Below are 18,778 nucleotides of genomic sequence, written 5' to 3' on the forward strand. Positions count from 1 at the left end.
CCCCGAGACGGTACGCGGGTGCACAGGCAGCGAGGAAGGCGTACGGCGGAGATGGCCCAGCAGCAGGAGACCAGGTCGGAGTCGGCCGGGGAGTTCGTCGACGACATCGCGGACGCCGAGGAGCGCGAGGCCGCACACCGTTCCCGCGGCACGGCCCGGCCGATCACCGTCGTGGGCAACCCCGTACTGCACCGGGAGTGCCGGGACGTCACCGAGTTCGGTGACGAACTCGCGTCGCTGGTCGACGACATGTTCGCCTCGCAGCGGGCCGCGGAGGGGGTCGGCCTGGCCGCGAACCAGATCGGGGTCGACCTGAAGGTGTTCGTCTACGACTGCCCGGACGACGACGGCAACCGCCACGTCGGAGTCCTCTGCAACCCGGTGCTGGACGAACTCCCGGCCGAGCGCCGGGAGCTGGACGACAGCAACGAGGGCTGCCTCTCGGTGCCGGGGGCCTACGCCGCGTTGGCCCGCCCGGACCTGGCGGTGGCCCGGGGACAGGATCCGCAGGGCCGTCCGATCGCGGTCCGCGGCACCGGTTACTTCGCCCGCTGCCTCCAGCACGAGACTGACCACCTCTACGGTCGGCTCTACATCGACCGGCTGGCCAAGCGGGAGCGCAAGGACGTGTTGAAACAGATGGCCGAGGGCACGCCGCGCTACGAGACGGTCCCGAACGACTGACGCGGACGGCCGGTGGTCCGCGACTGAGGCGGACAGCCGGTCCCGACCGACGGAGGCGGCGCGGCACCGGGGCCGGCGAGGCGGGTGCGCCGGATGCGGTTTTCACTGGCTCGCCCACTGGCGGAGGCCGGCAGTTGTTGACGTGTACAGGGCTCTGGGTCAGGCTCGTTGCCATGCGTGGACGAGCTGCCAGAACCCTTCTCTCAATTGTCATGTTTGCGGCATCTTTGGTGACCCTCTCCGTGGCGACCGCGGGGACGGCGCAGGCCGACTCCTGCTACACCTGGAACCGCACTCTTTCCCAGGGCGCCTCCGGCGCCGACGTCACCCAGCTCCAGATCCGGGTGGCCGGCTACCCCGGGTACGGCAACGTGCTCGCCATCGACGGCCAGTACGGCCCGGCCACCGCCGCCGCGGTCAGACGCTTCCAGTCCGCCTACGGACTCGCCTCCGACGGCGTCGCCGGCCCGAACACCTTCAACCGGATCTACGCCCTCCAGGACGCCGACTGCTCCCCGGCGCACTTCTCCTTCTCCGAGCTGAACAACTGCAACTCCACCTGGAGCGGTGGCAACGTCAGCGCGGCCCGCGCCAAGGAGAACGCCAAGCGGACCATGTGGAAGCTGGAGGCCCTGCGGCACGCTCTCGGCGACCAGCCGATCCGGGTGACCAGCGGCTTCCGCTCCAAGGCCTGCAACAACGCGGTCGGCGGCTCCTCCACCAGCAGGCACCTCCACGGTGACGCGGCGGATCTCGGCGTCGGCGCGCACTCGCTGTGCACCTTCGCGAAACAAGCCCGGAACCACGGCTTCCGGGGCATCCTCGGCCCCGGCTACCCCGGGCACAACGACCACACCCACCTCGACCACCGCTCCTCGCGGTTCTGGTCCGCCTCCACCTGCGGCATCTGACCATCCTCTCCCCCACCCGGCCGGTGGGTGGGGCGTCGGTGAGCCGGGTGCGGTCCGGCGGGAACGGGTGTCAGAACTCGTCGTCGAAGGAGACCGAGCCCTCCACCGCGACCTGGTACGCGGACGCCCGTCGCTCGAAGAAGTTCGTCAGCTCCTGCACGTCCTGCAACTCCATCCAGGGGAACGGGTTCTGCGAACCGAAGACCGGTTCCAGCCCGAGCCGCCGCAGCCGCTGGTCGGCCACGCACTGGAGGTATTCCCGCATCGACGCGGCGTTCATCCCGGGCAGCCCGTCCCCGCAGAGGTCGTGGGCGAACCGGAACTCGGCCTCCACGGCCTCGCGGAGCATGGCCGTGACCTCCTCCGCAAGCTCCGCGTCGAAGAGCTCCGGCTCCTCCGTGCGGACGGTGTCGACGATGTGGAAGGCGAAGTCCATGTGGCAGCTCTCGTCCCGGAACACCCAGTTGGTGCCGGTGGCAAGCCCGTGGAGGAGTCCGCGGGAGCGGAACCAGTACACGTAGGCGAAGGCGCCGTAGAAGAAGAGCCCCTCGATGCAGGCCGCGAAGCAGATCAGGTTCAGCAGGAACCGCCGCCGGTCCGCGCGGCTCTCCAGCCGGTCCAGGTGCTCCACCGAGTCCATCCAGCGGAAGCAGAACTCCGCCTTCGCCCGGATGGACGGGATGTGCTCGACGGCGGCGAACGCCTCGGCCCGCTCGTCCGGATCGGGCAGGTAGGTGTCCAGCAGCGTCAGATAGAACTGGACGTGCACCGCCTCCTCGAACAGCTGGCGGGACAGGTAGAGCCGCGCCTCCGGCGAGTTGAGGTGCTTGTACAGGGTCAGCACCAGGTTGTTCGCGACGATGGAGTCGCCCGTCGCGAAGAACGCCACCAGGCGTCCGATCATGTGCTGCTCGCCCGGGGACAACCCGGCCAGGTCCGCGACGTCCGAGTGGAGGTCCACCTCCTCGACGCTCCAGGTATTCCGGATCGCGTCCCGGTAGCGCTCGTAGAAGTCCGGGTAGCGCATCGGTCGCAGGGTCAGTTCGAAGCCGGGGTCGAGCAGCCTCCCGGCCGGACGGCGGGCCGCTTCGGGGCGAGGAGCGGAATCGGTGGTCACTGGCATGCCTCGCAGGTCTCGGGGTTCTCCAGGGAGCAGGTGGCCGTGTCCGCCGCGGGGCCGGCCGGGTTCGGAATCCGGCCGGACTCCTCGGCCGCGCCGCGGGCGGACCGGGCGATGCGGGTGGCCGGCCGGGAACGCAGGTAGTAGGTGGTCTTGAGGCCGCTGCGCCAGGCGTGGGCGTACATCGAGCTGAGCTTGCCGATGGTCGGCGCGGCCATGAACAGGTTGAGCGACTGGCTCTGGTCCAGGTACGGCGTGCGGGCCGCCGCCATGTCGATCAGCGCACGCTGCGGCAGCTCCCAGGCGGTGCGGTACAGCTCCCGCACCTCGTTCGGCAGGTCCGGTAGCGCCTGCACCGAGCCGTTCGCCTCCCGCAGCGCCTCCCGCGTCGGCCCGTCCCAGCGGCCCAGCTGCTTGAGCTCCTCCACCAGGTACGCGTTCACCTGGAGGAATTCCCCGCTCAGGGTCTCCCGTTTGAACAGGTTCGACACCTGCGGTTCGACGCACTCGTAGACCCCGGCGACGGAGGCGATGGTGGCGGTCGGTGCGATCGCCAGGAGCAGCGCGTTGCGCATGCCGGTCTCCGCGATCCGCTCGCGCAGCGCTGCCCACCGCTGCGGCCAGGCAGGCCGGGCCGACGGGTAGTGGTCGGGGTGCAGCACGCCCGAGGCGGTCCGGGTCGCCTCCCAACCGGGGTGCGGGCCGGACCGCTCGGCAAGGTCGGCGGAGGTCTCGTAGGCGGCGAGCATGATGCGCTCGGAGATCCTGGTGGAGAGTTCACGGGCCGCCGGTGAGTCGAAGGGCAGCCGCAAGCGGAAGAAGACGTCCTGGAGCCCCATCAGCCCCAGACCGACCGGGCGCCAGCGGGCGTTGGAGCGGGCGGCCTGCCCGGTGGGATAGTGGTTGATGTCCACCACCCGGTCGAGGAAGGTCACGGCGGTGCGCACGGTGGCGTCCAGACGTTCCCAGTCCATCCGCAGTCCCGTATCCCCGGGGCCCGAGCCCTCCGGGGCGGGGGCCCCGCTGGGTTCTGCCGCGAGATGGGCCGCCAGATTGACCGATCCCAGGTTGCACACGGCCGTCTCGGTGTCGTCCGACACCTCCAGGATCTCGGTGCACAGGTTCGAGGAGTGGACCACCGCGCCGCGGCGCGCGGTCTGGTTCGCCGTCCGGTTGGCCGTGTCCTTGAAGGTCATCCAGCCGTTGCCGGTCTGGGCCAACGTCCGCATCATGCGGGAGCAGAGCCGCTGCGCGGGCACCGTCGCACGGGCCAGGCCCGCCGCCTCGGCCGCCCGGTAGGCGGTGTCGAACTCCTCGCCCCACAGGTCGACGAGTTCCGGGACGTCCGAGGGCGAGAAGAGCGACCAGTCGGCGCCGCGCTGCACCCGGCGCATGAACTCGTCCGGGATCCAGTGCGCGAGGTTCAGGTTGTGGGTGCGACGGGCCTCCTCGCCGGTGTTGTCCCGCAGCTCCAGGAACTCCTCGATGTCGGCGTGCCAGGTCTCCAGGTAGACACAGGCGGCGCCCTTGCGCCGGCCGCCCTGGTTCACCGCGGCCACCGAGGCGTCCAGGGTGCGCAGGAAGGGGACGATCCCGTTCGAGTGACCGTTGGTACCCCGGATCAGTGAGCCGCGGGAACGGACGCGGGAGAACGGCAGGCCGATCCCGCCGGCGTGCTTCGACAGCCGAGCCACCTGGTGGTAGCGCTCGTAGAGCGAGTCGAGCTCGTCGACGGGCGAGTCGAGGAGGTAGCACGAGGACATCTGCGGGCGGCGGGTGCCCGAGTTGAAGAGCGTGGGGGAGGAGGGCAGGTAGGCCAGCGAGGAGGTGAGCCGGTACAGCTCGGCGACCTCCGCGAGCGCCTCCTCGCCGGTGCCGCCGGCGAGTCCGCAGGCCACCCGGAGCAGGAAGTGCTGCGGCGTCTCGATCACTTTGCGGGTCGTCGGGTGGCGCAGCAGGTAGCGCGAGTGCAGCGTACGGAGCCCGAAATACCCCAGCCGGTCGTCGACGCCGTCCGCGAACGCGCGTTCCACGAGCGCGTCAGGGGCCTGACCGTGGCGGGCGGCGAAGGCGGCGGTGCCGTCGGCGATCAGGCCCAGCCGGTGGCCCGTGGCCACCGACGCGGTGAACGATCCGGCACCCTGCGCGGCCGCCTCGTCGGCGACGGCCCGGGTCAGGAGCCGTGCGGCCAGGGCGGAGTACTGCGGCTCGTCACCGATCATCCCGGCAGCGGCCTCGATGGCCAGGGTGCGCAGTTCCGCCTCGTCTGATCCGGCGTTCGCGCCGCGCAGTGCGGCATCGGCCACCCGCTGGGGGTCCGTGGCGGGCAGCCCGGCGGCGGGACCGGCCAGGGCGTCGAGCAGCGACGCCGACCGGGGTCGGGTGGGGGCGGTGGTCACAGGAGTGCTCTCCCTCGCTCGGCGGGGGCCTTCGAGGGCATGGAGCGGAAGCGCGTACGCGGCGGCGCCCGGGCAGAACAGGGCGTGCCGCTCAGCGTCCGTCGGCCCAACCCACGAGGCCCGGACGTGTGCAAGCAGTCAGCAGGTGATCGGACTCGCGCACGCGTACCGCGGTGCGCTCACCGTTGCGGGACAGTTCCGGACTCGCACCGGATTCTCCTGATGACAGCGGGACGAGCATACATCTTGTGGTGAGGTTCTTCGGTCAGCCCCACATCTTGTGGTGAGGGCGTGTCGGGTCCGCAACAGTGCGCGGGAAAGCCGGAGGGCGGCGGCACCGGGTTCCGGTGCCGCCGCCCTCCGGTCCACAGGCGCAGGCGGGGGAGCGTCCTCAGCGGCCCGCGGCCGTGCGGGCGGTGCTCAACTCCTCGAAGAGCTCCGCCCAGCGCGGCAGCACCTCCTCCGGTGCGAAGGACCGGGCGGTCTGGAGCGCAGCGTCGCCCGCTTCCATCCGCCGGTCCGGGTCCTCCATCAGCTCCCGGAGCGCCTCCGCCAGCCCGTCCACGTCGCGAGGGGGCACGAGGAAGCCCTCACGGCCGTCCGTGAGCACCTCGCCGGGCCCGGTCGGGCAGTCGAAGGCCACCACCGGCAGGGCGTGCGACATCGCCTCGATCATCACCATGGGCAGCCCCTCGAACCGCGAGGAGAGCGCGTACAGCGAGGCCTGGGCGAACTTCTCGTCCAGCCGGTCGGTGTAGCCCATGAGGAACACGTGGTTGTACAGGTGGAGTTCCTCGATCTGCGCCCGCAGCTCGGCGCGCTTCTCGCCCGTGCCGTAGATCCGCAGTTGCCACGGCGATTCCTCGTCCACCGTCTTGCCGAAGGCCTCGATCAGCATGTCGAAGCCCTTCTGGTTGACCAGCCGGCCGGCCGCGACCACCGTGTGGCCGGCGGTGGTCGACGGGACCTGCTCGATCTGCTGGAGGGCGTTGGGCACCGTCTCGATGCGGACGCCGGGGAGCAGCTTCTCGTAGTCCTCCCGGTCGCCCTCGGTGAGGACGGCGACCGTGTCGAACCTGCGGTATCCGCGGGCGATGGCCTTCTGCACGTCCTTGCGGTGGGTGCCCAGGTTCATGTGCTCCTGCGCCACCAGCACCGGCCCCTCGGGCGTGTGACGCGCCACCAGGAGGTTCAGCGCCGGACGCGTCGTCACCACGATGCCGTCCCTTATCCGGCTCACGCACCGGATGATCTCGCGCTCCACGTAGCGGTCGAAGATGTGGTACCCGAACTCCCCGGCCGGGATCTCCTGCGCCGGACGGTCGGCCAGCCGGGACCGCGCCCAGGACCACTGGGTGTCCGCATCCGCCCTGCGGTCCACCAGCGCTCGCAGCCGGATGCGCGGGTCGATGGTGAAGCGGGGCGCCTCCCCGGTGCGGAGCACGCTGATCAGCTCGACCTCGTGCCCGGCAGCGGCGAGGAAGTTGGCCTGGTTCAGGACCGTGCGAATCGTTCCGCCGGTGCCGTAGGCGTTGAGCAGCAGGTAACGGATCCTCATGAGCCCTCGCCCTCCCCGCCCGCGGCGGGCTCCGTCCGGCACAGCACGGAGAGGTTGTTCTTCACCGTGTAGAAGGGCCGGAGCAGGTGCGTCCCGCCGTCCTCGGCCGGTACGGAGAGCGCCGGGAACGGCATCACCCGCTTCTTGTCCTCGATGCCGTCGAGGACGCGGCCGATGCGCAGTCGCTCCTCCCCGGGACGGTCGCCGTCCGGGCGGTCCGCTGCCTCCCCGCCGGCCGGGGAGCTCGCGCCGCGGCCGACCGCCAGGTAGAGGTCCCACTTCTCCGGTTCCGCGGCGCCCGCGTCCCGGCGCGGCGGTACCAGGTCCGTGGCCGGTACGGTCGCCTCGAAGCGCGCCCCATGCCGCTCGACCGGGTAGCGCCGCTCGTGCTCCGGCGCGTCCCGCAGCACGAGCACCAGTTCCGGCGGGCCGCCCTCGGGCGTGTCCAGCACCGAGTACGTCTCACCCACGAGGCGGACCCGCTGGTCCCGGGGCCACACCTGTATCACTTCGGCATGGGGTCTCATACGCGTTGCGTACCGCCCTCGTTCGGGACCGGCTCGGCGGCCGGCGCCACCTCGTAGCCCCAGGCGGAGCAGATCGGGCCCAGCACCTCGGGCACCGTGTCCGCGGAGGGCAGCGGACGGCCGGACTGCACCGTGCCGGACCGGATCTTGTCCTTCCAGTCACCGAGTCCCTTCTGGAGCCCGCCGACCGCGTCGCCGAACTCCAGCATCCCCGGCTCCCACTCGATCTCCAGGAAGCCGCACAGCCGCTTCAGCTCGGAGACCGGGTCGGCAACGATGTCCTCGTAGTGCACGGTGTGCCCGTCCAGACCCTTGCGAGCGCGCTCGACCGCCTGCATGTAGCGGAGTGCGTCGGCGGCCGCGGCCTCCTTGTCCCGCTTCTCGGGGTCGGCCTCGTGCCAGGACGCGGCGATCGACGCCGGGTGCCGGAGCAGGAAGACGAAACGGGCGTCCGGCCAGCAAGCCGCGAGACGCTTCCAGGCGAAGGCGTTGCTCGGTGTCTTCTCCACCAGCACCGACTTGCCGGACCTTGTCAACTCCCGGTGCAGCACCCGGTCCCAGAGCAGGTGCTCCAGGTCCCCCTGCTCCAGGTCCAGCTCCTTCATCGCCCGCTCGGCCAGCCGGGAGGAGTACTCGACCTCCAGCCGGCGGAAGTGCAGCTCGTGCGGCGAGTGCAGTGCGGAGTGGCCGTTCAGCAGCAGGCGCAGCATCGTGGAACCGGAGCGGACCGGGGCCATGATGAACACGGGGCGCCGCAGCAGGCGGTCGGTCTCCGGGTCGGCCGGTGCACGGAACTCGCGCTTCTTGCGCGGCGCGGGCGCGGGCGCCGCCTTGGTCTTCCCGGACCCTGCCTTCTTCCCTCCCGGGGTGGTGCTGCCCGAGGGGGCAGAGGTTTCGGACCTGCGCACACGGCGGATTTCGTAGCCGAGGCGCGAGGCGAGTTGCTTGTTCAGGGACCGTCGAAGATTCATACACGGCGACGCTAGTTTCCGTTTACGTTCAGCGCCAGCCGTGCAGGTGAGAATGTGGTGAATCACAGTCCCGCGGTGAACGTGAGCAGCCGGAACCCGGGCACGGGTTCCCAGTCGCGCTCCGGCGTCCGCACGAATCCGAGCCGGCCGTAGAGTCGGTGCGCCGCCCGCATCTCCTGCTGGCTGGACAGCACCATCCGGGTGAGCCCGCGCTCCCGGCCACGCTGCATGCACGCCCGCACCAGGGCCTCGCCGGCGCCGCGTCCGCGTCCCTCCGGACGGACGGCGAGCATCCGGAACTCTCCCTCGCCCGGGCCCGCGATGTCGGCGTACGCACCGCCGTCCCCGACGAAGGCCACCGCGCCGAGCACGTCCCCCGTGCGCAGGTCGGCCGCCACCAGCACCTCGGCGTGGTCCGAGCGGCGCCGGGCGTCGCGCAGTTCGTCGAGGTACGGATCGGCCTCCGCGAGGTCGAGCAGGCCGTCGCCGAGGTACACCTCGGCGGTCAGGTCGCCGATGCCGTCCAGTTCCTCGGGCCGGGCCGGTCTGATGTCGATGTCCATACCGCCAGTGTCGCCGACGGGTGGCGGCGGTGTGCCGCCGGTACCCGTCGGCGTCCGGTCTCAGCAGCAGCGGAAGCCGTCGCGCGGGTCCCCCGCGCGGGCGTCCGTGCGGCGCCGCTCGAACTCGCCGCGGCTGAGCGGCGCGGTGCCGGGGTGCTCGCGGAGCAGCCGCTGCGCGTAGCGGTCGTAGGCGTGTTCGCCGGTGAACTCCCGCAGGTACCACCACATGCGGGAGAGCAGCGTCCGCGGTACGCCCCGCGTCCTCGGTGCGGTCACGGCCGGGCCTCCCGGTGCTCCTCGGGAACGCCGCCGCCGGGGCCCAGCCCCGCGGCGCGCAGCTCCGCCTTCTCGGCCCGGGTGGGCAGCAGACCGTCGGGTGCGACGATCCGGGACGGGACGACGGGTGCCTCCTGCAACCGGGCCCCCTCCGGGTCCCGGGCGGCCCTCACACACACCCGGGCGGCGTCCGCGATCACGATCACGATCAGCACGGCGAAGACGGCCGAGAGCGTGCCCTGGACGGTGGTGTTGGTGACGATGGTCTCCAGGTCCGTCAGTTCCTGCCCGCTGAACTCGCCGGAGTCGATCTGCTCCTGCGCCTGGGCGCGCTGGCTGAAGAAGCCCACCCGCGGGTCGCCGGAGAACACCTTCTGCCAGCTCGCCGTCAGGGTGACGACCGCGTCCCAGGCGAGCGGCACGCCGGTGACCCAGGCCCACTTGAGTCGTCCGGACTTGATCAGCAGGACGGTGCAGACGGTCAGTGCCACGGCGGCGAGCAACTGGTTGGAGATGCCGAAGATCGGGAAGAGCTGGTTGATGCCGCCCAGCGGGTCGTGCACGCCGACCCAGAGGAAGTAGCCCCAGGCCAGCACGACGACGGCGCTGGTGAGCCAGACGCCGGGCAGCCAGCCGACCTCGCGGAACCGGCCGACGACCGGTTCGATCCGGCCCAGGAGCCGACCCGGTCCGGCGGGCATCCAGGAGGCACGCCGGAGCCGCCCGAGCGCGGGCTGGGTGTTGCCGACCATCTCCTGGAGCATGAAGCGTCCGACCCGGGTACCGGAGTCGATGGCGGTGAGGATGAACAGCACCTCGAACATGATGGCGAAGTGGTACCAGAAGGCGACCATCCCGGAGCCCCCGATGGCGCCGGCGAAGATGTACGCCACTCCCAGCGCGAAGGTGGGCGCACCGCCGGTGCGGGAGAGGATGGAGCCCTCCTCGACCTCCCGGGCCGCCGCCGCCAACTGGTCGGGTGTGATCGCGTAGCCCCAGCCGGTGATGGTCTCGGAGGCCGACTGGAGGGTGTCGCCGATGACGGCCGGCGGCGCGTTCATCGCGAAGAACAGGCCGGGGTCCAGGATGCAGGCGGCCGTCATGGCCATCACCGCCACCGAGGACTCCATGAGCATGCCGCCGTAGCCGATCATCCGGACCTGCGGCTCGGTCTGGATCATCTTCGGGGTGGTCCCGGAGGAGATCAGCGCGTGGAACCCGGAGAGGGCGCCGCAGGCGATGGTGATGAAGACGAACGGGAACAGCGAGCCGGCGAAGACGGGCCCGTCGCCGCGGGTGGCGAACTCCGTCACCGGGTCCATCCGGAGGGTGGGCAGGGTGACGAGGATGCCGATCGCGAGCAGGCCGATGGTGCCGATCTTCATGAAGGTGGACAGGTAGTCACGAGGTGCGAGCAGCATCCAGACCGGCAGCACCGAGGCGACGAAGCCGTAGACCACCAGCCAGACCACCAGAGTGCTCTTGTCCAGGGTGAAGGCGTCGGCCAGGCCGGAGTCGGCCACCCAACTGCCCGCGGTGATGGCGAGCAGCAGCAGGCCCACCCCGATCAGCGAGACCTCGGCGACCCGGCCCGGCCGCATCCACCGCAGGTAGACGCCCATGAACAGCGCGATCGGGATCGACATGGCGGTGGAGAAGGTGCCCCAGGGCGACTCGGCCAGGGCGTTGAGCACCACCAGTGAGAGCACCGCGATGAGGATGATCATGATCGCGAAGACCGCGACCAGGGCGGCGATCCCGCCGATCGGTCCGATCTCCTCGCGGGCGATCCGGCCCAGCGACTTGCCGTCGCGGCGAACGGAGAAGAACAGGACGACCATGTCCTGCACCGCACCCGCGAAGATCACCCCGACGATGATCCAGATGGTGCCGGGCAGGTACCCCATCTGCGCGGCGAGCACCGGCCCGACGAGCGGCCCGGCTCCGGAGATCGCCGCGAAGTGGTGGCCGAGCAGCACCCGGCGGTCGGTGGGGTGGAAGTCGATGCCGTCGTTCAGCCGTTCCGCCGGAGTGGCCCGGCCGCGGTCCACCCGCAGCACCCGGCGGGCGATGAACCGGGAGTAGAAGCGGTAGCCGATCGCGTAGGACCCGAGGGCGGCGGCCACCATCCACGCGGCGGAGACTTCCTCGTCCCGGGAGACGGCGAGCATCGTCCAGCCGAGCGCGCCGGCCAGGGCGACGGCTGTCCACAGCGCGATGGATCGAGGAGAGGGGCTGCCGCGACCGGAGGCGGCGGAGGTGGGGGGTGCGGCCGGCTCGGTCATGCTGCGGCTCCATCCTGCGCGAGATCGCCGTGGGTGACGCGCAGGAAATCTAGGACAGCGGGCCGGGCCCGTCACCAACCGGTGCCGCGCACGGGCGGGGAACGGTCGTCCTGTGCGGTGAACGGTCGGCGCGGCCGGGCGGGGGCCCGGGTGACGGGTCGTTGCGCGGCCCGTGGGGCTCGGGCCGCGGCGGGTCTCACTCCTCGGGGCGCCGGAGCCTGGCGACGAACTTGTAGCGGTCGCCGCGGTAGACGGAGCGCACCCACTCCACGGGCTCGCCCTGCCGGTCGAAGGAGTGGCGGGAGAGCATCAGCATCGGCAGGCCGACGTCGCTGCCGAGCAGGCCCGCCTCCCGGGGCGAGGCGAGGGAGGTCTCGATCGTCTCCTCGGCCTCCGCGAGACGGACGTCGTAGACCTCGGCGAGCGCGGTGTAGAGCGAGGTGTACTTGGCGAGGCTGCGGCGCAGCGCGGGGAACCGTTGCTGGGACAGGTGGGTCGTCTCGATCGCCATCGGCTCACCGCTGGCGAGCCGCAGGCGTTCGATGCGCAGCACCCGGGCGCCGGCCTCGACGTCCAGCAGGTCGGCCAGCCGGTCGTCCGCGGTGATGTAGCCGATGTCCAGCAGTTGGGAGGCGGGCTCCAGCCCCTGGGCGCGCATGTCCTCGGTGTAGGAGGTCAGTTGCAGCGCCTGCGAGACCTTGGGCTTGGCGACGAAGGTGCCCTTGCCCTGGATCCGTTCCAGCCGGCCCTCCACCACCAGTTCCTGCAGGGCCTGCCTGACGGTGGTCCGGGAGGTGTCGAACTCCGCGGCGAGGGTCCGCTCGGGGGGCACCGGGGTGCCGGGGGGCATGGTCTCCGTCATCTCCAGCAGGTGCCGCTTCAAGCGGTAATACTTGGGGACGCGCGCGGTCCGCGCGGCGGGATTCGACGCCCTGGTGCCGCCGCCGTGCCCGACCGTGACCGGCCGGGTCACGCCCCCTCCACCCCCTGTCGCACGCCCTTCCGGCTCCTGTCCCGCTGCTGCCGTCACCGGCTTCCTCCGACTGTGTACGTTGCTGCTCACATCGTGGCACGAGCCCCGCTCGACGGGTGCGCGCGGCTCAGGTGTCGTTCCGGTAACGGGCCGTACTGCCCTTCTTGTACACCCTTGACACCCCTATAGGTCTAGGCCAAGCTCTGGGCACTGGTCTAAACCATTAAAGACCAATCCCAGCCCCACGGGCAGTACCTCGTCGTATGTCCTCGCGGTGGGCGGGGGGTTTCTGCCAACCCCGAGGAGGGTGACGTGAAGCGCAAGCTCATAGCAGCTGTTGGTGTCACAGCGATGATGGCCGGAGTCGCGGCCTGCGGTTCGTCGGAGAGCGACAGCTCTTCGCAGGACCCGAAGGAGCGCAGCGAGACACTGACCGTCTGGCTGATGAACGACGCCGAGAGCACCTGGCCGGAGTTGGTCGAGGACGTCAACGCGCAGTTCAAGAAGAAGTACCCCAAGGTCGACGTCAAGGTGCAGTTCCAGCAGTGGGGCGACAAGGCCAAGAAGCTGGACACCGCCCTCGGTGGCACCAAGTTCCCGGACGTGGTGGAACTCGGCAACACCGAGACCATGACCTACATCCTCAACGGCGCCCTCGCCGAGATCGACCCCGCGAAGTACGAGAACTCGGACACCTGGATCGGCGGCCTGAAGGACACCTGCACCTTCGAGGGCGCCCAGTACTGCGTGCCCTACTACGCCGGCGCCCGCGTCGCCGTCTACAACACCGAGATGTTCGAGAAGGCCACCGGCTCCGCGGAGCTGCCGCAGACCGAGGACGACCTCAAGGAGGCGCTCGACCGGGTCGGCGACGAGTACGGCTCCGACAAGGCCTTCTCCTCCCTCTACCTCCCCGGCAAGTACTGGTACGCCGCGATGTCCTACGTCGCCGCATACGGCGGCCAGATCGCCGAGTACAACGAGGACAGCGAGGAGTGGAAGTCCACGCTGAGCACGCCGGAGGCCCAGAAGGGTGTCCAGCACTTCGTCGACCTGGTCGACGAGTACAACAACGCGGACAAGACCAAGGACGAGCAGGACCACGCCAACGTCATGGCGAACGAGAAGGCCGCCCTCCTCTACGGCAACGGCTGGGAGGCCGGCTCGGTCGTCGAGGGCGAGAGCGGCAACCCGGAGCTGGAGGGCAAGATCGCCACGGCCGGCATGCCCGGCCCGAACGGTGAGGCACTGCCCTCCTTCATCGGCGGGTCCGACCTCGCGGTGATCGAGAAGTCCGAGGTCAGGGACCTGGGCGAGGAGTGGATCTCGCTCTTCACCAGCGAGAAGTCCATGGAGGTGCTCGCCTCCAAGAACATCCTCCCCAACAACACCAAGCAGCTCGAACCGTTGAAGGAGAAGCCGGAGACCGCGCCGATCGCCAACGCGGTGCCGGACGCCTGGTTCACCCCGATCGCCCCGGGCTGGACCGCGATCGAGAAGCAGCTCATCCTGCCGAACATGCTCCTGGACATCATCAAGGGCACCTCGGTCGAGGACGCCACGAAGAAGGCCGACGAGCAGATCGACGAGCTGATCAACAGCGAAGCCTGACCCACGGGTTGACATGCACGGGCGGGGGCTCGGCCGCAGGTCCCCGCCCGTGCGCCCTTCTGGCGCCCAGAACTAACGGAAGGTCAGCACTGTGACTGCCGCCGACACGAAACCAGCCGACCCGCCGGTCACCGCGCCACGCCGGCCCGGGGGCCCCGGCTCCGAACCCCCACCGGCGCACGGCCCCGTCCCGGGCAAGCAGCCGGGACGCAAGCGTCCCGTGAACCTGCTCCCGTACCTGCTGATCGGCCCGGCGATCGTCGCCATCGGCGCGGTGTTCGCCTGGCCTCTCGTCCAGACCGTGCTCATGTCCTTCCAGGACATGGGCAGACGCGAGCTGTGGACGGGGGAGACTCCGCCGTGGGTCGGTTTCGAGCAGTTCAGCAACATCCTGACCGACCCGCAGTTCTGGGCCGTGACCTACCGGACCGTGCTCTTCATGGTCGCCTGCGTCACCCTCACCATGGGCTTCGGGCTACTGCTGGCCATGATGATGCAGCGGATGTCCACCTGGGTGCGGCTGCTGCTCACCGGCGCCCTGGTCGCGGCCTGGTCGATGCCGCTGCTGGTCGCCACCTCGATCTTCCGCTGGTTCGCCGACTCCGACTACGGCGTCGCCAACAGCACCCTCAGCAAGATCCCCGGCGTGGACTTCCAGGGCCACAACTGGTTCCTCGACACCGCACAGGGCTTCAGCGTCGTCGGCGCGGTCGTCATCTGGGGCGCCATCCCCTTCGTGGTCGTCACGCTCTACGCGGCGCTCACCCAGGTGCCCAAGGAACTGGAGGAGGCGGCCCAGCTGGACGGCGCCAACTCCTTCGGCGTCTTCCAGCACGTGGTCTTCCCGGTCATCAAACCGGTCTTCCAGATGGTCGCCACGCTCTCGATCATCTGGGACTTCAACATCTTCGGCCAGGTCTTCCTGATGCGCGGCAACAAGCCGGAGCCGGAGTACGAGCTGCTGGGCATCTACTCCTTCCAGAAGGCCTTCTCGAGCTCCTCGTTCAGTCAGGGCACCGCCATCGCCCTCATCACCGTGCTGATGCTCTCGGGTGTGGCCCTGTACTACCTGCGCCAGCTTCTCAAGACGGGAGAAGTCGAGTGACGACCTCCGCCCCCACCGCCCCGGACGACCGGGCGGGCATCGCCGCCGCGCCGGACGGACAGCCCAAGCTCCGACGGGACCGGAAGAAGAGCCCGCTCGGCTACGACATCGTCGGCCTCGCCGCCTTCGTCGTGATGGCCTTCCCGGTCTACTGGCTGCTCGTCAGCGCCTTCCGGCCGAACCACGAGATCCGCAGCTACGACCAGTCGCTGCTGCCGACCTCGTTCACCTTCGACAACTTCGTACGAGCGACCGAGACCGGCTTCTTCTGGACCGCCATCAAGTCCAGCCTGATCATCTGCGTCACCTCGGTGCTGGGTGCGATGATCATCGGCACCATCGCGGCCTTCGCCATCGGACGGTTCAACTTCGCCGGCCGCAAGGCGTTCATGATGGTCCTGATCATGGTGCAGATGCTGCCTCCGACGGCCATGCTCATCCCGATCTACGTGCAGCTCAACGCGATGGGCGCGCTCAACGAGTACTGGGGCGTCATCGTCGTCTACCTGGTGTCGGTGCTGCCGTTCACCACCTGGATGATCCGCGGTTTCGTGATCAACGTGCCGCGGGAGCTGGAGGAGTCCGCCATGGTGGACGGCTGCACCCGGATGGGCGCGTTCTGGCGGGTGATCTTCCCGCTGCTCGCCCCCGGCCTCGCCGCGGCCTCCATCTTCGCCCTGATCACCGCCTGGAACGAGTACCTGTTCGCCTACATCCTGATGCAGGACAACGACAAGTACACGCTCAACGTGTGGCTGATGAACTTCACCACCGACCGCGGCACCGACTACGGCGGACTGATGGCCGGATCGGTGATGATCTCGGTACCCGTGGTCATCTTCTTCATGATCGTGCAGAAGAAGATGGCGGCCGGCCTCACCTCCGGCGCAGTGAAGGGATAGCGCACGCATGACGACACTCGTGCACGAGACCGACACGGTCACCCGGGACGCACTGGCCGTGCTCCAGCCGGGCTTCACCGGCACCACCGCGCCCGACTGGCTGCTGCGCCGGCTCCGCGAGGGCCTCACCTCGGTGGGCCTCTTCGGCCGCAACATCGAGTCGGCCGGCCAGCTGGCCGCGCTCACCGCGCAACTGCGCGAGGCACGCCCGGACGTCCTGGTCGCCATCGACGAGGAGGGCGGGGACGTCACGCGCCTGGAGGCGCGGAACGGCTCCTCCTTCCCCGGCAACCTGGCCCTCGGCGCGATCGACGACCCCGCACTGACGCGCGAGGTGGCCGCGGAACTCGGCCGGCGGCTCGCCGACTGCGGTGTGAACCTGAACTGGGCGCCGTCCGCCGACGTCAACTCCAACCCCGGCAACCCGGTCATCGGCGTCCGCTCCTTCGGAGCCGACCCGGCGCTGGTGGCCCGGCACACCGCCGCCTACGTCGAGGGGATGCAGGCGGCGGGCGTGGCCGCCTGCACCAAGCACTTCCCCGGCCACGGCGACACCAACGTCGACTCGCACCACGCGCTGCCGCGCATCGACGCCGACCTCGGCACCCTCAGCTCGCGCGAACTGGTGCCGTTCCGCGCCGCGGTCATGGCCGGCACCAAGGTGATCATGAGCGCGCACATCCTGCTGCCCGCGCTCGACGCCGCGTTGCCCGCCACCCTGAGCCCCTCCGCGCTCACCGGGCTGCTCCGCGCCCCGGCGGAGGAGGGCGGTCTCGGCTTCGACGGCCTGATCGTCACCGACGCCGTGGAGATGCAGGCCATCGCCGGCACCCACGGGATCGAGCGCGGCACCGTGCTGGCGCTCGCCGCGGGTGCCGACGCGATCTGCGTCGGCGGCGGACTCGCCGACGAGGAGACCGTGCTGCTGCTCCGCGACGCGCTGGTGCGGGCCGTCCGGGACGGCGAACTGACCGAGGAACGGCTGGCCTCCGCGGCGGGCCGGGTCAGGTCCCTGGCCCAGTGGACGGCCGCCGGACCGGGCGCTCCCGTCGACGGCGGTGCCCCCGCCCGCGACATCGGGCTGACCGCCGCCCGCCGGGCCCTGTCCGTCACCGGTGCCGTCGCACTCCGGCCGGTTACCGAGCCGGTCTACACGGCCGCCTTCACCCCGGTCGCCAACATCGCCGTCGGGGACGAGACCCCGTGGGGCCTGGGGCCGGAGCTGGAGGCGCTGCTGCCCGGCAGCGGCACCGGGTCCTTCGGCCGGCAGCAGGCGGAAGCGGACGGAACCGGAGCACTGATCGCAAACGTGCTCGAAGCCTCGGCCGGCCGTAGGATCGTCGCGGTGGTGCGCGACGTCCACCGGCACCGCTGGATGGCCGACGCGCTGGACGCCCTCGTCGCCGCGCGGCCGGATACGGCCGTCGTCGAGATGGGCGTCCCGCAGGCGCCGCCCGCCGGAGCCCTGCACATCGCCACCCACGGCGCCGCCCGCGTCTGCGGTCGGGCCGCCGCGGAGATCATCGCCGGCAGGGCGGAGGCCGGGGCCGGCAAGGGCGCCGGGGCCTGACCGCCGCACAGAAGCACAGCAAGCCAACTGGAGGCACCCAGCATGTCCGCCACGACCGGTCGGATCATGTCCGGCGAAATGGCCGAGCAGCCCGCCGTTCTGCGCCGCATCCTCGACGAGGGGGCACCGAGAATCCGCGAGGTCGCCGAGCAGGTCGCGGCGCGGAACCCCCGCTTCGTCCTGCTCACCGCGCGCGGCACGTCCGACAACGCGGCGCTGTACGCGAAGTACCTGCTGGAGATCCTGCTGGGCAAGCCCTGCGGCCTCACCTCCATGTCCACCACGACCGCCTACGGTGCCACGCCCGACCTCACCGACTGCCTGGTCGTCACGGTCAGCCAGTCCGGCGGCTCGCCCGACCTCGTCGCCAGCACCCGCGCCGCCCGGGAGGCCGGTGCGATCACCCTGGCGGTGACGAACAACTCCGACTCCCCGCTCGCGGAGGTCAGCGAGTTCCACATCGACGTGCTCGCCGGTTCGGAGAAGGCGCTTCCGGCCACGAAGACGTACACTGCCGAGCTGCTCGCGCTGTACCTCTTCGTCGAGGGGCTGCGCGGGGTGGACGGGGCCGCACGGGCGCGGGCACTGCCGGAGCTGGCCGAGCAGATCCTGGCCCGGCAGGCCGAGGTCAAGGAGCTGGCCGGCCGTTACCGGTTCGCGGAGCGGATGGTGCTCACCTCGCGCGGCTACGGTTACCCGACCGCCAAGGAGGCCGCGCTGAAGCTGATGGAGACCAGCTACATCCCGGCACTGTCCTACTCCGGCGCGGACCTGCTGCACGGACCGCTGGCCATGGTCGACAACGTCTCCCCGGTGATCGCGATCGTCACCGAGGGCAAGGGCGGCGAGGCGCTCCAGCCGGTGCTGGACCGACTTCGGGACCGCGGGGCCGACCTGGTGGTGATCGGTCCCAAGCCGCAGGTCGACGGGGCCTCCGCGGGTTTCGTCCTCCCGGTGGAGGGCGTGACCGAGGAGCTGCAGCCGATCCTGGAGATCCTCCCGCTCCAGATGCTGGCCTACGAGGTCACCATCGCCCGCGGCCAGGACCCGGACGCGCCCCGGGCGCTGGCGAAGGTCACCGAGACCCGTTGACGACGTCACGGCCGACGGGCCGGCTGCCGCAACGCGCGTTGCGGCAGCCGGCCCGTTCGTCGGAGCAGGAGCAGGAGCAGGAGCAGGACAGCGGCAAGGGGCAGGGGAGGGGCTCACGCGGGTGGGGCGCCGGCTCACGGGGGCGGAGAGCACTTCGGGCCGCGGCGCCGGGACGGGACCCTCAGCCCGTCCGACACCGCAGCCCGGAGCGATCGAAGACCCCGGCGCAGT

The 18,778-nt window shown here is 70.6% G+C and carries 16 protein-coding genes and 1 riboswitch; of the genes, 7 read left to right on the top strand and 9 right to left on the bottom strand.

What is annotated here, in order from left to right; all coding sequences use genetic code 11:
* Positions 1-51: 51 nt before the first annotated feature.
* Both def and H300_RS0113500 read left to right on the top strand, forming a co-directional pair.
* The gene (def, locus tag H300_RS0113495; RefSeq protein WP_028427855.1) at positions 52-684 is read left to right on the top strand and encodes a peptide deformylase; all 633 of its coding nucleotides are present in this window, start codon (positions 52-54) and stop codon (positions 682-684) included.
* 173 nt (positions 685-857) lie between these two features.
* Positions 858-1,595, top strand: coding sequence for a D-Ala-D-Ala carboxypeptidase family metallohydrolase (locus tag H300_RS0113500; protein ID WP_037980231.1), 738 nt, complete (start codon positions 858-860; stop codon positions 1,593-1,595).
* Between the two features lie 70 nt (positions 1,596-1,665).
* Here the strand turns inward: H300_RS0113500 and H300_RS0113505 are convergent, their stop codons facing one another.
* From H300_RS0113505 to H300_RS0113545, 9 genes are all read right to left on the bottom strand, one after another.
* Positions 1,666-2,718 (bottom strand): ribonucleotide-diphosphate reductase subunit beta, encoded by a 1,053-nt coding sequence (locus tag H300_RS0113505; RefSeq protein WP_051270019.1) that lies wholly within the window; start codon positions 2,716-2,718, stop codon positions 1,666-1,668.
* A complete protein-coding gene (locus H300_RS0113510; RefSeq protein ID WP_028427858.1) occupies positions 2,709-5,114 on the bottom strand; it encodes a ribonucleoside-diphosphate reductase subunit alpha in 2,406 nt (801 codons plus the stop codon). The genes H300_RS0113505 and H300_RS0113510 overlap by 10 nt, the downstream gene beginning before the upstream one ends.
* A gap of 123 nt (positions 5,115-5,237) precedes the next feature.
* Positions 5,238-5,372, bottom strand: a riboswitch (cobalamin riboswitch).
* Positions 5,373-5,505: 133 nt separating this feature from the next.
* The gene (locus tag H300_RS0113515; protein ID WP_028427859.1) at positions 5,506-6,672 is read right to left on the bottom strand and encodes a glycosyltransferase family 4 protein; all 1,167 of its coding nucleotides are present in this window, start codon (positions 6,670-6,672) and stop codon (positions 5,506-5,508) included.
* Positions 6,669-7,199 (bottom strand): hypothetical protein, encoded by a 531-nt coding sequence (locus tag H300_RS31855; protein WP_199779183.1) that lies wholly within the window; start codon positions 7,197-7,199, stop codon positions 6,669-6,671. The genes H300_RS0113515 and H300_RS31855 overlap by 4 nt, the downstream gene beginning before the upstream one ends.
* Positions 7,196-8,170 (bottom strand): sulfotransferase family protein, encoded by a 975-nt coding sequence (locus H300_RS31860; protein ID WP_051270020.1) that lies wholly within the window; start codon positions 8,168-8,170, stop codon positions 7,196-7,198. Before H300_RS31860 ends, H300_RS31855 begins: the two co-directional genes overlap by 4 nt.
* Before the next feature lie 62 nt (positions 8,171-8,232).
* Complete coding sequence (locus H300_RS0113530; protein WP_028427861.1) at positions 8,233-8,733, bottom strand: GNAT family N-acetyltransferase; 501 nt, start codon at positions 8,731-8,733, stop codon at positions 8,233-8,235.
* A 60-nt stretch (positions 8,734-8,793) separates the two neighbouring features.
* Positions 8,794-9,009, bottom strand: a complete 216-nt coding sequence (locus tag H300_RS0113535; protein ID WP_037980233.1) for a YbdD/YjiX family protein — start codon at positions 9,007-9,009, stop codon at positions 8,794-8,796.
* Positions 9,006-11,294, bottom strand: coding sequence for a carbon starvation CstA family protein (locus tag H300_RS0113540; protein WP_078515969.1), 2,289 nt, complete (start codon positions 11,292-11,294; stop codon positions 9,006-9,008). Before H300_RS0113540 ends, H300_RS0113535 begins: the two co-directional genes overlap by 4 nt.
* A gap of 196 nt (positions 11,295-11,490) precedes the next feature.
* Positions 11,491-12,267 carry a GntR family transcriptional regulator gene (locus H300_RS0113545; RefSeq protein WP_028427864.1) on the bottom strand — a complete coding sequence of 259 codons (777 nt, stop codon included), beginning with the start codon at positions 12,265-12,267 and terminating at the stop codon, positions 11,491-11,493.
* A 312-nt stretch (positions 12,268-12,579) separates the two neighbouring features.
* On the opposite strand from H300_RS0113545, the gene H300_RS0113550 reads away from it, so the two are divergent.
* The 5 genes from H300_RS0113550 to H300_RS0113570 all read left to right on the top strand — a co-directional run bounded on the left by H300_RS0113550 (position 12,580) and on the right by H300_RS0113570 (position 18,547).
* Positions 12,580-13,878, top strand: a complete 1,299-nt coding sequence (locus H300_RS0113550; RefSeq protein WP_028427865.1) for a sugar ABC transporter substrate-binding protein — start codon at positions 12,580-12,582, stop codon at positions 13,876-13,878.
* 91 nt (positions 13,879-13,969) lie between these two features.
* Entirely contained in the window at positions 13,970-14,983 is a 1,014-nt protein-coding gene (locus tag H300_RS0113555) for a carbohydrate ABC transporter permease (RefSeq protein ID WP_028427866.1), read from the top strand.
* A gap of 38 nt (positions 14,984-15,021) precedes the next feature.
* A complete protein-coding gene (locus tag H300_RS0113560) occupies positions 15,022-15,885 on the top strand; it encodes a carbohydrate ABC transporter permease (protein ID WP_106966835.1) in 864 nt (287 codons plus the stop codon).
* Positions 15,886-15,892: 7 nt separating this feature from the next.
* Positions 15,893-17,455 (top strand): glycoside hydrolase family 3 protein, encoded by a 1,563-nt coding sequence (locus tag H300_RS0113565; RefSeq protein ID WP_028427868.1) that lies wholly within the window; start codon positions 15,893-15,895, stop codon positions 17,453-17,455.
* A gap of 42 nt (positions 17,456-17,497) precedes the next feature.
* A complete protein-coding gene (locus H300_RS0113570) occupies positions 17,498-18,547 on the top strand; it encodes an SIS domain-containing protein (protein WP_028427869.1) in 1,050 nt (349 codons plus the stop codon).
* Positions 18,548-18,778: the final 231 nt, after the last annotated feature.

The sequence above is a fragment of the Streptomyces sp. TAA040 genome, from assembly GCF_000424845.1.